The 13,450-nt window shown below is 56.4% G+C and carries 17 protein-coding genes; 13 read left to right on the top strand and 4 right to left on the bottom strand.

Features of this window, described 5'->3' with window-relative positions; all coding sequences use genetic code 11:
* Window positions 1-4: 4 nt before the first annotated feature.
* From JJQ51_RS09740 to JJQ51_RS09730, 3 genes are read right to left on the bottom strand one after another with little or no spacing between them, the layout of a single operon-like run.
* A complete protein-coding gene (locus JJQ51_RS09740) occupies window positions 5-853 on the bottom strand; it encodes a transporter substrate-binding domain-containing protein (RefSeq protein ID WP_269244627.1) in 849 nt (282 codons plus the stop codon).
* On the bottom strand, window positions 846-1,682 hold the full coding sequence (locus JJQ51_RS09735; protein ID WP_269244626.1) for an ABC transporter permease: 837 nt from the start codon (window positions 1,680-1,682) through the stop codon (window positions 846-848). Before JJQ51_RS09735 ends, JJQ51_RS09740 begins: the two co-directional genes overlap by 8 nt.
* Before the next feature lie 4 nt (window positions 1,683-1,686).
* A complete protein-coding gene (locus tag JJQ51_RS09730) occupies window positions 1,687-2,355 on the bottom strand; it encodes an ABC transporter permease (RefSeq protein WP_152095724.1) in 669 nt (222 codons plus the stop codon).
* A 294-nt stretch (window positions 2,356-2,649) separates the two neighbouring features.
* On the opposite strand from JJQ51_RS09730, the gene JJQ51_RS09725 reads away from it, so the two are divergent.
* On the top strand, window positions 2,650-3,552 hold the full coding sequence (locus JJQ51_RS09725; protein WP_113352768.1) for a LysR family transcriptional regulator: 903 nt from the start codon (window positions 2,650-2,652) through the stop codon (window positions 3,550-3,552).
* Between the two features lie 332 nt (window positions 3,553-3,884).
* Here the strand turns inward: JJQ51_RS09725 and JJQ51_RS09720 are convergent, their stop codons facing one another.
* Entirely contained in the window at window positions 3,885-4,238 is a 354-nt protein-coding gene (locus tag JJQ51_RS09720) for a MarR family transcriptional regulator (RefSeq protein ID WP_269244625.1), read from the bottom strand.
* Between the two features lie 99 nt (window positions 4,239-4,337).
* Here JJQ51_RS09720 and JJQ51_RS09715 point away from each other — a divergent pair, with 99 nt between their 5' ends.
* From JJQ51_RS09715 to virB10, 12 genes are read left to right on the top strand one after another with little or no spacing between them, the layout of a single operon-like run.
* Entirely contained in the window at window positions 4,338-4,877 is a 540-nt protein-coding gene (locus JJQ51_RS09715) for a hypothetical protein (RefSeq protein WP_269244624.1), read from the top strand.
* Between the two features lie 2 nt (window positions 4,878-4,879).
* Window positions 4,880-5,548, top strand: a complete 669-nt coding sequence (locus tag JJQ51_RS09710) for a type IV secretion system protein VirB1 (protein ID WP_269244684.1) — start codon at window positions 4,880-4,882, stop codon at window positions 5,546-5,548.
* On the top strand, window positions 5,545-5,847 hold the full coding sequence (locus JJQ51_RS09705) for a TrbC/VirB2 family protein (protein WP_095433292.1): 303 nt from the start codon (window positions 5,545-5,547) through the stop codon (window positions 5,845-5,847). The genes JJQ51_RS09710 and JJQ51_RS09705 overlap by 4 nt, the downstream gene beginning before the upstream one ends.
* A 4-nt stretch (window positions 5,848-5,851) precedes the next feature.
* Entirely contained in the window at window positions 5,852-6,190 is a 339-nt protein-coding gene (locus JJQ51_RS09700; protein WP_113352766.1) for a type IV secretion system protein VirB3, read from the top strand.
* Complete coding sequence (locus JJQ51_RS09695) at window positions 6,183-8,549, top strand: VirB4 family type IV secretion/conjugal transfer ATPase (RefSeq protein WP_269244623.1); 2,367 nt, start codon at window positions 6,183-6,185, stop codon at window positions 8,547-8,549. Before JJQ51_RS09700 ends, JJQ51_RS09695 begins: the two co-directional genes overlap by 8 nt.
* A gap of 14 nt (window positions 8,550-8,563) precedes the next feature.
* Window positions 8,564-9,244, top strand: coding sequence for a P-type DNA transfer protein VirB5 (gene virB5 / locus JJQ51_RS09690; protein ID WP_442967296.1), 681 nt, complete (start codon window positions 8,564-8,566; stop codon window positions 9,242-9,244).
* Complete coding sequence (locus JJQ51_RS09685) at window positions 9,241-9,471, top strand: EexN family lipoprotein (protein ID WP_113352763.1); 231 nt, start codon at window positions 9,241-9,243, stop codon at window positions 9,469-9,471. The genes virB5 and JJQ51_RS09685 overlap by 4 nt, the downstream gene beginning before the upstream one ends.
* A 3-nt stretch (window positions 9,472-9,474) precedes the next feature.
* A complete protein-coding gene (locus JJQ51_RS09680; RefSeq protein WP_269244621.1) occupies window positions 9,475-10,407 on the top strand; it encodes a type IV secretion system protein in 933 nt (310 codons plus the stop codon).
* Window positions 10,408-10,442: 35 nt separating this feature from the next.
* Entirely contained in the window at window positions 10,443-10,730 is a 288-nt protein-coding gene (locus JJQ51_RS09675; protein ID WP_145321877.1) for a hypothetical protein, read from the top strand.
* Complete coding sequence (locus JJQ51_RS09670; protein ID WP_269244683.1) at window positions 10,730-11,401, top strand: virB8 family protein; 672 nt, start codon at window positions 10,730-10,732, stop codon at window positions 11,399-11,401. Before JJQ51_RS09675 ends, JJQ51_RS09670 begins: the two co-directional genes overlap by 1 nt.
* Window positions 11,402-11,406: 5 nt before the next feature.
* Complete coding sequence (gene virB9 / locus JJQ51_RS09665; protein ID WP_269244682.1) at window positions 11,407-12,285, top strand: P-type conjugative transfer protein VirB9; 879 nt, start codon at window positions 11,407-11,409, stop codon at window positions 12,283-12,285.
* Window positions 12,275-13,444, top strand: coding sequence for a type IV secretion system protein VirB10 (virB10, locus tag JJQ51_RS09660; protein WP_269244620.1), 1,170 nt, complete (start codon window positions 12,275-12,277; stop codon window positions 13,442-13,444). Before virB9 ends, virB10 begins: the two co-directional genes overlap by 11 nt.
* The last annotated feature ends 6 nt before the right edge of the window (window positions 13,445-13,450 follow it).

Below are 13,450 nucleotides of genomic sequence, written 5' to 3'. Positions count from 1 at the left end.
GGGCCTATTTGGATGAAGATGGGGAAATATCGATGCCGAACCATTTCAGGCTGAGCGTCTTGAGCGTTCCATCCTTGATGCTATCCCTGATCGCTTTGTTGAAGGCGTCGACAAGATCGACATCCTCCTTGCGGATACCGATCCCAACGCCAGGTCCCCAAAGGCCGCCTGACAGTTCAGGACCGTAGAAGGCGGCGGTTTCTCCATCCTTACTGTCGAGGAATGTCTTCCATGTGAAATAATCGGCAAGACCACCGTCGATGCGTCCCGCGGCAAGATCCATGTGCAAATTGTCCTGCGTGTCATAGCTGCGGACGGTCGCCACCTTGCCGAACAAGTCGTTTAAGACGGCTTCGGAATTGGATGATCTGAGGACCCCCAGGGTTTTGCCGGTGAGTGTTGTGCGAAGCTGGTCGAGGATCGCTTGTTGTTCACTACCGATGGTCGTAAGATTGATCTTGGCTTTGGTATCCGTTTTCGGAAGATGAAGATCCTTGCGAATGGCAAGCTGATTGAACCCGCCGGCATAGGGGTCCGAGAAGGCAATGGATTTCTTTCGCTTCTCTGTGATGGCCATCCCCGACATGATCGCGTCAAACTTTCCAACCGTCAGAGCTGGTATGATGCCGTCCCAGTCTTGTGCAACGAACTTGCACTCGATCTTTATGCGCTGGCACAACTCTTTACCCACATCGATATCGTATCCGACCAGTTCTCCATTCGTATCGATCGCATCCCAAGGGGGAGATGCCCCCTCCGTCGCGATCGTTATCGTTTTCCGGTCGTTGGCGTTGGCCCCCAGTTGGCTGATTGCCAAAAGAGCGAGTGAAAAAACCAATGCAGACTTATTCATGTGCAGATCCCCTTTTTGGTCGCATTGAATGGATGAATGATTGGGTACAATGTCGCTGAGCGGCATCGACGTTTCTACGGCGGGAATTTTTTCGCAGCTGAAATCGCCATCGCGCCGGTCTGATGTAGGCGGATCGCTCCTCTTTCTGATTTTGGGTGGAGCGAGCCAGATGCGTCTCCAGCATTTGGAAGAGTTTCGAGAAGACGAAGGTCAGAAAGAGATAGATCAGACCCGCCGCCAGAAAGATCTCGTAAGGAGCGAAAGTCTCCGAGACCATGCGGCGGGCAAGCCCGGTGATTTCCAGGAGGGTTACGGTGCTTGCCAGCGAGCTGGCCTTCAGCATCCCTATGACCTCGTTTGCGTAAGACGGGAGCACAGTCCGGAATGCCAACGGGAATATGATCAGGCGTATCTGCATGACCCGTGACAGACCGAGCGCCTGAGCAGCTTCAACGACCCCGCGTGGGACGGCCTGAATGCCGGCTCGAAACACTTCCGTCGTGTAGGCCGCGCTGTTCAGAGAGAAAGCAAGCAAAGCACACCAGAATGGCTCGCGAAGCAGCGGCCAAAACATGCTGTTGCGGACAATTTCCAGTTGCCCGAGGCCATAGTAGATCAGAAAGAGCTGCACCAGCAGAGGAGTGCCGCGAAATACATAGGTATAGATGAGAACGCATCCAGACAGGTGCCTGTTGGACGACGTCCTAAGGAAACTCAACGGTACCGACACGACAAAACCGATCGCCAATGACAGCAAAGTCAGGGTTAAGGTCAGAAGGACGCCGTGGGCAAGAATGCCGATGCTTTCGAAGATCAAATTGAGGTCCAAGATCCTAGCCCTTCTGATGATCGGGTATCAGGAGACGTCGCTCCAGCAATCGGAATGATGCCAGCGATAAGCTCGTCATCGCGAGATAAAGAGCCGAGGCGACGAGATAGAATGTAAGCGGAGCGCGCATCGATCCGGCGCCGATAAATGCGACGCGCATGATGTCGGTAAGGCCGACGATCGAGATCAGCGATGTGTCTTTGAGGAGCGAAACCCAGAGATTGCCAAAGGCGGGCAGGGCGACGCGTATCATCTGTGGCAGGATCACAAGCAGCCAGACCTGCCATGAGGCGAGCCCCAGAGATAATGCTGCCTCCGTTTGCCCCTGGGGTATGCTTTGGATCGCTCCGCGGAAGATCTCGGCGCAATAGGCGCCGAAGACAACTGTCAGCGCCGCCACACCAGCGGCGAAAGCGCTGATCTCGACATAGCGGCCGGTCAGCGCAGTGATGGCTGCGGTTCCACCGAAATAGACGACGAGGATTACCAGCAATTCGGGCAGGCCTCGGACTATCGTCGTATACGCCCGCCCGATCAGCACCGGCAGACGCAGTTGGGACAATTTGATGACGGCGACGAACAGTCCAAGAAGCGTGCCTAGTATGCCGCTCGCCGCTGCCACCAATACGGTTACTTGAAGTCCATGAACGAATTGGACGAAAAATCCGGACAAGGCATGAATCCTCTCTGCCTATTCTCGCGCACGGAGATGATAAGCTTTTTCAGTTTTGATATATATTTTTTCAATACATAAATACTACCAGAAATAGTATTTTTCTGTGTGGTTATCTGCGATAATATTTACGATAACCAGAAATTATACTTTGAGCGATTTGCGTCAATCTATAAGGTGCAGATAGTTTTGATAAGCGCAGCTTATAGTCCTTGCAGGAGCTACCGGTAGGTGGCGTCTGCCTCGAGGAGAGGGATTGGGGTGGCGCCGAACCAAGAGAACCAGGTTTAAAAAATGGTCGATAAAGGCACCTCGGGCGTAAAGCTTCGGCAGTTGCAGATTTTCCGGGAAGTCCTGCGCGCGGGATCGGAGAGGTTCGCCGCCAAGGTTCTCAAGATCAGCCAGTCCGCTGTCAGTCAGCAAATCAAACAGCTTGAGGCAGAGATTGGTTTTTCTCTGTTCTCCCGGGAGAATAACCGTCTTACCCCGACAGACCGGGCATGGGAGCTGTTGCGCAGCGTCGACGGGGCGCTTCAGGGCGTTGACAGGATCGAAAAGTCGATTGCGTCTTTACGCAACGAGGACACCAGAACAATAAGCTTGGCGGCTCCGGCCGTATTTTGCCTGAGCGTCATTCCAAGAGCCATAAAAGCGATTCGTCAAAGCAATCCATCTTCGTTTCAGGTGAAGTCGGGCAGTTACCAGCAGATTGCCGAGCATGTTTTGAATGGCCGAGCAGATCTTGGAATTTCCCGCCTGCCACTCGATGAGCGCGCTTTTGACTGGGTTCCCGTTTCCATCGCGAGGAATGTCTGCCTGTTTCGGGCGGGGCATCGGCTGGCTGAAAAGGATCTCGTGACGCCGGAGGATATCATAGGTGAGGCGCTGATCGACATTGAGCCGCAGTTCTCAGCGCACCAGATGAACATCAATGCCTTGCGTTACATGGGGGTGGAGCCCGATCTGGCAGTTGAATATGACGCAAACGGGCACGATGCCGGCTTTGTCGCAGCCGGCGTTGGAATATCAATCACGAACAACGTCATCGCGAGAGAGTACGAGCTGTTCGGTTTGGATTCTCGTCCGTTCGAACCGGGCGCAATCTACCACTACGTTGTCTTTTGGCAGAAGGGGCGCCAGCTCAGTAAAGCCATGCAGCTGACCGTCGCCGAATTAGCCGCTGCGTTCGGTTCATAAGCATAAGGGAAGAATGTAGGCACGGTATGTTCTGTATCAGCATTGTTAGCCTGCCTCACCTTCTGCTGTAGACCAATCTTCCATGTTAGCGTTTGTCGGTGTTGATATTCCCCAGGTTCTGGATGATTGCATCACCCCAGATGGATACCCTCTGAGCTCCCGCCAGTGTCGTAATGTGCGCAGGAAGAGTGCGTCCAAGCTTTTCCTACCGCTCGGACAAAGAGAAAGTTCGATCGTAGACGGCGAGGTACTCATCGGCTAAGACCGGTCAAGAATCAAACTGACGCCTTTGATATTATTTAATTCGCTGTGAATACGCTTCCTCAACCCCACTATTTTCCCTGAAAGCTCCGCAGCTTCTCGAAAATCTCCGGCGCGATCTCAAATTTACGGGCCTTGCCGCGCCCCATGGAATTCTTCACGAACGTCTCCGTCAGGATCCCGCGCTTCACCAGTGGCTCGATTGTCTCCGTCACGCCCATGCGCGTGAGCTTTGTAATTTCGACTATATTTGAGATGGTTAGCGCCTGATGAGCTTGATGCATGATGTAAAGAACACTCATCATGCCGACCTGTTTCAGCCGGGATTGCGGTGTCTCGTCCTCCTGCGGATGATCCATGATCTCATGCAGGATGAAGGCTGCGAACGAAAGACTGTGCCACTGCGTGGTTAGGGTACTTGTCATCTTTTTAACTGCATTATATAAGACACTATAAATTACGACCGACGTCAGATTCGTCGCCGGACGGATCGTTGAACATCGCCACATTGAAGGATCATGCTGATGAAACGCCTTCTGGTTGGAACAGTCTTCGCCCTTGCCGGCTGCATCCCTTTATACCTCATTTCCGAGCGGCATGCGCGCGCCGATGATTGGGGATGTCAGGTTATCCTGTGCCTTTCCAATCCTAGTGGGCCTACACAATATGCCGCCTGCCGTCCGCCGATCAGCAAGCTCTGGCAGGAGCTTGCCAAGGGGCATTCCTTTCCCACCTGCAACGGTGTCGGCTTCCGGGCATCGCGTCCTGGTTACGAGCCCTATTTCTGCGATGACAGCTATCGCCTGACAACACGCTATGGTGAGCGCGGCCAACAGGAGACCTGCGTTTCGCGAACCCTTTCCAAGGTTGACGGCGGTTATTGCGCTTCCGGCCGTGATGGTAGCGCTAGAGACGACGGGCTGGTGATATCGGCGCGCTGGCAGCGGGATGGCCGGAACGTACAGTGCATGGGCTATCCGACGGCGCGGCCGAATGTGCGATCCGAGCCCCATTATGTCGATGTGACCATCGACGGCGTTGGAAGCCAGCGGGTTTGGTACTGACCATGGCCGTCTCCTTTACCGATCTTGCCCAGACCTGCGCGCCGGCGATTGCCATCGAAACGCTTGCAGCGGTTGTCAGTCTCGAAAGCCAGTTCCAGCCTTTTGATATTCGCGTGCGAGGAAGTTCATCTCTCCATGAACAGCCAAAGAACAAAGCCGAAGCGGTCGAAACCGCAACGGTACTGATGGCGGAGCATAAAGATGTCCAGCTAGGGCTTGGCGGCATTGGCATCGCCGAATTGCGCAAATTTGATTTCAGTATCGCGGATGCCTTCGATCCATGCCTTAACCTTAAGGCAACGGCGACACTGCTTGATGGTTATTATCGTTTTGCCGTGCGCGCCGGCGCGACATTGCAACAGGCTGAGCGCGTGATGCTGCAATCCTACTACGGGCGCTCCGATCCTTCGGTCGGAAAGATGGCTCAGTATGACGATCAGGTCCAAAGCGAGGCCAAGAGGCTTTCGAAGACCCTGTCCACCATAGCGATAGGGCAGAGTGCGCGGCGGCCGACGGTTTCCCAACTCCAGACCAATGATCTGTCCTTGAACGGTGAGGAAAAGCCTTCGCCCGAACGGTCGGTGAAACCACCGTCTTGGGATGTCTTCCATGTAGCGCGGCAATCATCCGCGCTGGTCTTCCAAAATGATCAACCGGAGCAGTCTGAATGATGTCGAGGATCAATATTCGTGCATTTGGCGCCACCGTAGCGATGGCAACTGTTCTTTCGATCGCCATGATCGAGCCAGCCTTCGCGCAGAGCGCCGGCGGGATCGAGACGGTTCTGCAGAATATCGTCACCTTGCTCACCGGCAACGTCGCCAAGCTCCTGGCAACGATCGCCGTCATCATCGTCGGTATCGCCTGGATGTTCGGCTATCTCGATCTTCGCAAGGCCGCCTATGTCGTGCTTGGTATCGGCATTCTCTTTGGCGCCTCGCAGATCGTCAGCACGATTTCCGGGGGCTGAGATCATGGTGGAGAGGGTTTCGCTTGAGGAAGATACCCTGTTCCTGGCCTGCACTCGGCCGGCGATGATCGCCGGGGTGACGATGGAGGCCATGGGCGTCAACATTATGCTGACGACAATCCTCTACATTGTAGCTGGCTCGATTGCCTATGGGCTTGTCGGTGTGGTCTTTCATTTCATTTTTCGCTCGCTCGTCAAGCATGACCACAACATGTTCCGCATTCTGCTGGCCTGGATCGAAACCCGTGGTCGTTCGCGCAACGGCGCCTATTGGAGGGGTGCTTCGCTGACGCCGTTGAGGCTGGTGCGACACTATGACGAAAGGGACCTTGGCCATGCCTAATGTGTCCCGTCTCAAATCCCGTGAACTCGAGCCGGAAACCTTCATCCCCTATGTCCGGCACGTGGACGAGACCGTGATCGCGCTCGATTCCAGGGCTTTGCTAGCGATGATCGCTCTGGAGGGCGTATCGTTCGAGACAATCGATGCTATCGATCTGAACAGTCTGCAGCGCGATCTCAACACGCTCTACCGCAACATTGCGGACGAGCGTCTTGCAATCTGGACCCACCTCATCCGTCGCCGCGATAACACTTATCCCGACGGTGGATTCACCAATCCCTTCTCGGCAGCTCTGAATGACAAATATCGCGAGCGGATGGTGAGAGAAGACCTATTTCGCAACGATCTCTATCTCTCCCTGCTTTGGCATCCCGGACGCGATCCAGCCGAACGGCTTGCAAATCTGTTGCCACGTCTTCGCAAGGCCCAACGAGCTACTGTCGAGCTCGATGAGGGAAGCTTGAAGCATTTGCGGGACAAGGTAACCGATGTCACTGCCGGACTGAGACGCTTCGGCCCCCGCGTGCTGTCGCTCTACGATCAGAACGGCATCCTGTTTTCCGAACCGAGCGAGGTGCTGCATCAGTTGATCGGCGGCCGCCGAGAACCGATCCCATTGACGGAAGGCAGGGTCTCCTCGGCGATCTATTCCGATCGTGTGATCTTCGGGCGGGAGACCGTCGAGATCCGTGATGAAGGGACAAGCCGTTATGCGGGCATGTTCGGTTTCAAGGAATATCCGGCGAGAACCCGCGGCGGTATGCTGGACGGCATTCTGACGGCACCTTTCGAACTGATCCTCACCCAGTCCTTCGCGTTCAGGTCCAAAACCGATGCCCGCACCATCATGGGCCGCAAGCAGAACCAAATGGTGAGTGCGGTCGACAAGGCAGCCTCCCAGATTGAAGAGCTTGATGCGGCAATGGACGAGCTTGAATCGAACCGTTTCGTGCTCGGCGAACACCATCTGACCCTCGCGGTCTTCGCTTCGTCTGTCAAAGACCTCGCTGACAATCTTGCGAAGGCGCGCTCGCATCTGACCAATGGTGGCGCTGTCGTGGCCCGCGAGGATCTAGGGCTCGAAGCTGCATGGTGGGCACAATTGCCCGGTAATTTTCGGTATCGAGCCCGTTCCGGTGCAATCACCTCGCGGAATTTTGCGGCACTTTCTCCGTTTCATTCCTACCCTATGGGCAGGAAGGACGGCAACGAATGGGGACCAGCCGTCGCCATACTGAAGACCGCCTCGGGCTCGCCGTTCTATTTCAATTTCCACTATGGCGATCTGGGCAACACCTTCGTCTGCGGTCCGTCGGGTGCTGGCAAGACCGTACTTCTCAATTTCATGCTATCGCAACTCGAAAAGCATGACCCGCACATGGTCTTCTTCGACAAGGATCGTGGCGCCGACCTCTTCGTCCGGGCTGCCGGCGGTACCTATTTGCCGCTAAAGAACGGGCTACCCACCGGATGTGCACCGCTGAAAGCCTTAGAGCTGACACCGGAGAACAAGATATTCCTGGCACGATTTATCGCCAAGCTAGCCGGAGCGGCGGCGCGTGATTTTGCGGTCGGCGATGTCAGCGATATCGCGCTGGCAATCGATGGTCTTGCCGATCTGCCGAAAAATCAGCGCACGATCGGCGCTTTGCGCACCTTTCTCAACAATACTGATCCGGAAGGGATCGCCGCGCGCCTGCGTCGGTGGGAAAAAGGCGGGCCGCTTGGTTGGGTCTTCGACAACGAGGCCGATCAGATCGGTATCGGCGCCAAATTTCTCGGCTACGACATGACCGATTTTCTCGACAACGAGGAAATCCGTAATCCCTTGATGGCTTATCTTTTCCATCGGGTCGAACAGTTGATCGATGGCCGACGGATCATCATCGTTATCGACGAGTTCTGGAAGGCGCTGCAGGACGAGAGCTTTCTTGATCTTGCCCAGAATAAGCTCAAGACCATTCGCAAGCAGAACGGCTTGATGCTCTTTGCCACGCAAAGCCCGCGAGACGCCATCAACTCACCGATCGCGCATACGATCATCGAGCAGTGCCCAACCCAGGTTTTCCTACCGAATTCCCGCGGTGATCAAGACGATTATGTCAGTGGCTTCAAGCTCACCGAACGCGAATTCGACTTGGTTGCCCGCGAGCTCTCCGCCGAAAGCCGGCGCTTTATCGTTAAACAGGGTCACAACAGCGTTGTCGCCGAGCTCAATCTCAACGGTTTTGGCGACGAGCTCGCAATCCTCTCCGGGCGAACGGCGAACGTGGAACTTGCCGAGGCGATCCGGGCAGAGCTTGGCGATGACCGGGACGAATGGTTGCGGATATTCCAAGAGACAAGGAGTGCAAGCTGATGGCGCAGAGCAGAATGATTCCCATGACAGCGATAGTACTGTTCCTTTCTTCGCATGCCGCCGACGCACAGGGTATCCCTGTTATCGACCAGACCGCGATTGCCAAGCAGATCGAAAGCATAAGCCAACTGAAATCGCAGCTCGATGCGCTGAACCAGCAACTCCAGCAGGCCCAGCAGCTCTACGGTTCGCTAAACAAGCTGACCAATATGGCCGACGTCGCCAGCCTGTTGAACGATCCGGCGATCCGCAAGGCGTTGCCAGGGGACTTTTCCGCCGTCGAAAGCCTGCTCAGGGGCGCAGGTTCAGGCACGCTTGGCGATGCCGCCTCAAAGTTCTTGACCGACAATTCGACCTACAAAACGAGCGCTAACGACTTTTATGCTCAAGAACTGTCGCGTCTTCAGAACAAGAATGCTGGGCAGATGGGCCTCGGCCAGCAAATTTACGATACCGCGACCAAGCGGATCGACGGGATTGATCAATTACGTCGGCAAATCTCTTCGGCGAGCGATGCCAAGGACATCGCCGATCTGCAGGCGCGGCTGCAGGCCGAAACGGCCTTTCTCCAGACCGATATGCTCAGGATGCAGGCGTTGCAGATGGTGCAGCAGGCCGAGGTTCAGGTCGATGAACAGCGCAAGGCCGAGGATTGGCGCAAGCGCATGGATACGATGGGAGCGGCCCTTCAATGAAGTTTCTTGTTCTCCTCACACTCGGTGTCTCTTTGTTCGGCTGCTCGAAGCCCGAACGTATCTATTCGGTCGATGAGCTGATGGCTAACCAGACGCTGCTGTCGGATCTCATCGCCAAATGCAAAAGCAATCCCGGCGAGTTGCGAGCCACGCCGAACTGCGTGAATGCCGAGGCGGCGGATTGGAAATCCCGCCTGGAGCGCATGGGCAAAGCGCTTGGAGGCTGAGGTATGTATCAAATCTTTGCCTTCGTCGATGGGCAGTTCAAGGCGCCGTTGGAGAACTTCATATCGTCAGGTACGTCGAATATCGCCAGCTGGGTCACCGGGCCATTGACGGCGGCATTGACACTTTATGTCATCCTCTACGGCTTCCTGATCCTGCGCGGATCAGTCCACGAACCGATCATGGATTTCGCCTTTCGGGCAATGAAGCTTGCCATCATCCTAATGCTGGTCACGAATGCTGGCGAGTATCAGACTTATGTCGGCGGTATCTTCTTCGACACCTTGCCCAAGGAGATTTCACAGGCGTTGAACTCCGGCACGATACCAAGCGCCTCGACCTTCGACAGCCTATTGGATAAAGGTCAGAAATGCGCTCACGAGATCTGGGCGCGCGCCTCGTGGGGCGTCGACATCGTCACCGGCTTCGGTGGCATGCTGGTCATCTTGGCAAGTTTCGTGGTTGCCGCGATCGGTTATATCGTCTCGCTTTATGCGCGTCTCGCACTGGCGATCGTGCTCGCTATCGGCCCGATTTTCGTAGCGCTCGCCATGTTCCGCTCGACACGCCGCTTTACCGAAGCCTGGATCGGGCAACTCGCCAACTTCGTTATCCTGCAGGTACTGGTCGTGGCGGTTGGCTCGCTACTCATTAGTTGCATCGATTCCACCTTCACAATGATCGAGAGCTACAGCGACGTACTCATGCGACCGGTTGCGCTCGGCGCCATTTGCCTTGCCTCCCTCTACGTTTTTTATCAGCTTCCAGGCATCGCCTCGGCGCTTGCCGCGGGCGGAGCGTCGCTCACCTACGGCTATGGCGCGGCACGCGACGCGCATGAAGGCACGCTTGCCCGAGGTGCTACCTACATGGCGCGAGCGACAGGTCGGGGTGCACGTGCCGTTGGCCGCAGCTTTCGTTCCCAAAGAGCCGGCTGATGTGGAACTTCAAGCAAATAACAAGATGGTTGACGATGATCCGAATATTCGTGCTTTTTTGTGTGGCATCAACGCTCGGCGGTTGCGCATCACATTCCTATCCCCTGCCCAAATGCGACGGCTATTCGCGCCGGCCGCTCAATCGCGCCATGTGGCAATGGAGCGGCGATAGTCGGTCCACACCGCAACCGCCTCGCTCTTCATCGGCACAGTCCGGTGGCAAGCCACCTGCCTACGTCGAGGAAAAGCCGGATATCGTCTCCGCCGCCTTCGCGCATTTTGATGTCGGCCACTCCTATCGCCCATGCGGAGGGCAGCGGTGATGGTGACGACGGACAGTCTCAAGGATTATTTCGATAAGGCCCGGCGCTTCGACCAGGATCGCATGATCCAGATGGAACGTTCGGCTCGGATTGCTTGGTTCGTAGCCACCGGGGCCGGCATTCTTGCGGCGACTTCGATCGTTGCAATCGCAGGTTTGACACCGCTGAAGACGGTCGAGCCTTTTGTCGTGAGAGTCGACAATTCCACCGGTATTGTCGATGTCGTTTCGGCACTCACGTCGACCGCAGGCACCTACGACGAAGCTGTGACCAAATATTTTGCCGCTCGCTATGTTCGTGCCCGCGAGGGTTATGTCTGGAGTGAGGCGGAGGAGAATTTTCGCACGGTTTCGCTGCTCTCAACGGCGCCGGAACAGACCCGCTTTGCCGCGATTTATCGCGGTGGCAATCCGGATTCCCCGCAAAATATCTACGGTCGCGGCGCCACGTCGCGGATCAACATCGTTTCCATCTCGCTGATCAACGCCCATGTCCTGTCTGTTCGCTATATGCGTACCATCACCCGTGGTGACGAGACCCATACGACCCATTGGGTGGCAACGCTTACCTTCTCCTATGTGAATGCTCCAATGTCCTCGACCGATCGGTTGATAAATCCGCTCGGCTTCGCCGTCAGCGACTATCGATCCGATCCGGAGGCCATCAATTGAAACATCTGAAACATCATTGTTTGATCGCACTGCTCCTGATTGCTGGCTGGCCATCGGCAGCCCTTGCGCTGGAAACGCCGCGCGGGGCCTCCCAGGACAGTCGGATCCGCTTCGTCGACTATCAGCCTTACAATATTACCAGGATCGTGGGCTCGTTGCGCTCCTCCGTCCAGGTGGAGTTTGCCGCCGACGAGGAAATTGCCCATGTGGCTCTTGGCAACACGGTCGCATGGGAAGTGGCGCCGGCCGGCAATATCCTCTTCCTGAAGGCGCGAGAGAACCAGCCGGTCACCAACATCTCCGTGGTCACGACACGTCGTGACGGTTCGACGCGCAGTTACCAGATGGAGTTGACGGTCCGAGACGGTCCGGTTGCGGCCGGCCAGGATACTTACTTCTATGTCAAATATCGCTATCCAGCCGATGATGCCGAACGCCGTCGTCAGGAGGCGCTCGCGCGAACCCAGGCAGCACAAGCCGGACAAGCCGACACAGTGCTGGCTTTGCACGAGCAATATGGACCGCGCAATTGGCGTTATTCGGCGCAGGGATCAGGTGCCTTGGAACCGAACGCTGTTTATGACAACGGCAAGATCACGACCATCGCTTTCTCCGGCAATCAGGAAATCCCGGCAATCTATATGGAAAACTCCGACGGCACCGAAAGCCTGATACCCAAGTCGGTTTCCGGTGATCTCGTGCTCGTTCACGCGATCGGCCGCAAATTCATTCTGCGGCGGGGAGGAGACGTGCTCTGCATCTTTAACGAAGCCTACGATCCGACCGGCATCGATCCCAACACCAATACGACATCGCCTTCGGTCGAACGCGTCGTGAAAGCGCAGGCGGCTGGTGCCGCAACAGGAGGAGCCCATGGCGGATGAGGCGGAATACCCTATCCCAGGTGAGCGCGCCGAGACGGATGTCAACCAGCGAACTGAGGGCCGTCCATTCCTGAAGCGCGGTGGCGTGGTTCTAGCGATGGTCGCCTTTGTTGCGTTTTCGCTGTGGTCGATGCGTGACCGGCAAAAGGCTGAGACGAAAGAGCCCGACCATGTCGTCATTCGTCAGACGGCTGACTTCGAGCCGGCGAAGGAAGAGGTAAAGCCGGCCACACCCCTTCCTGAGGTGTTGCTACCGACGCCTGCATCAAAGGAGCAGGTCACACCCGCTGAGGACACCTTGTTGGACTCCGCCCGCCGTGCGCCCGTCATGGCCTATGATGGACAGCGGTCGTCATCGCAACGCCGCGACACAGCAGCCGCGATGTCGCAAGACCCCGGTTCCAATTACCTGCCCGTTCCTGGCAGCCTTGGGGGCGCCCAACCTGAAACCGAGGACCAGCGTTTCAACAGGATGTTGACGCCGACTCATCTGGAAGGATCACGCGCCGGCACGCTCGGCAACCGCGACTTCATTGTCGCTATGGGAACTTCCATTCCATGCGTGCTGGAGACGGCGCTCGCTTCCGATCAGCCGGGCTTCGCCAGCTGCGTCATCAATCGCGATGTGCTTTCCGACAATGGCCGCGTGGTCCTGATGGAGAAAGGAACTCAGATCGTCGGAGAATATCGAGGCGGCTTGAGTCGCGGCCAGAAGCGCCTGTTCGTGCTTTGGAACCGGGCAAAGACACCAAAAGGCGTGATTGTTACACTCGCCTCGCCTGCGACCGACGCACTCGGGCGGGCGGGCATGGATGGCTATGTTGACACGCATTGGTGGGAGCGCTTTGGCAGCGCCATACTGCTCTCCATCGTCGGGGACGCGACGACCTATGCCGGCAGCCGGCTGCAGGATAGCGACGTTCAAGCGCAGAATACGGCGACGGCTGGCCAGCAGGCGGCAGCGATCGCCGTCGAGCAATCCATCAATATTGCGCCGACATTGACTAAGCATCAAGGCGAACTCGTCTCGATTTTTGTCGCCCGCGATCTCAATTTTTCCGACGTCTATAGCCTGCGTGTCATCGAACCACGCAACAGGATCCTCGATCGGGCGGTATCGGGGGATTTCGGGCCTCGATCAGCGCTCGTGACCAAGTAGGGCGGA

Origin of the sequence: Rhizobium sp. AG207R (assembly GCF_027109195.1) — a bacterium.
In the GTDB taxonomy this organism is placed as follows: domain Bacteria; phylum Pseudomonadota; class Alphaproteobacteria; order Rhizobiales; family Rhizobiaceae; genus Rhizobium; species Rhizobium dioscoreae.
Note: the sequence above shows the minus strand (reverse complement) of the source record. Positions and strands in the feature narration are given on the sequence as shown.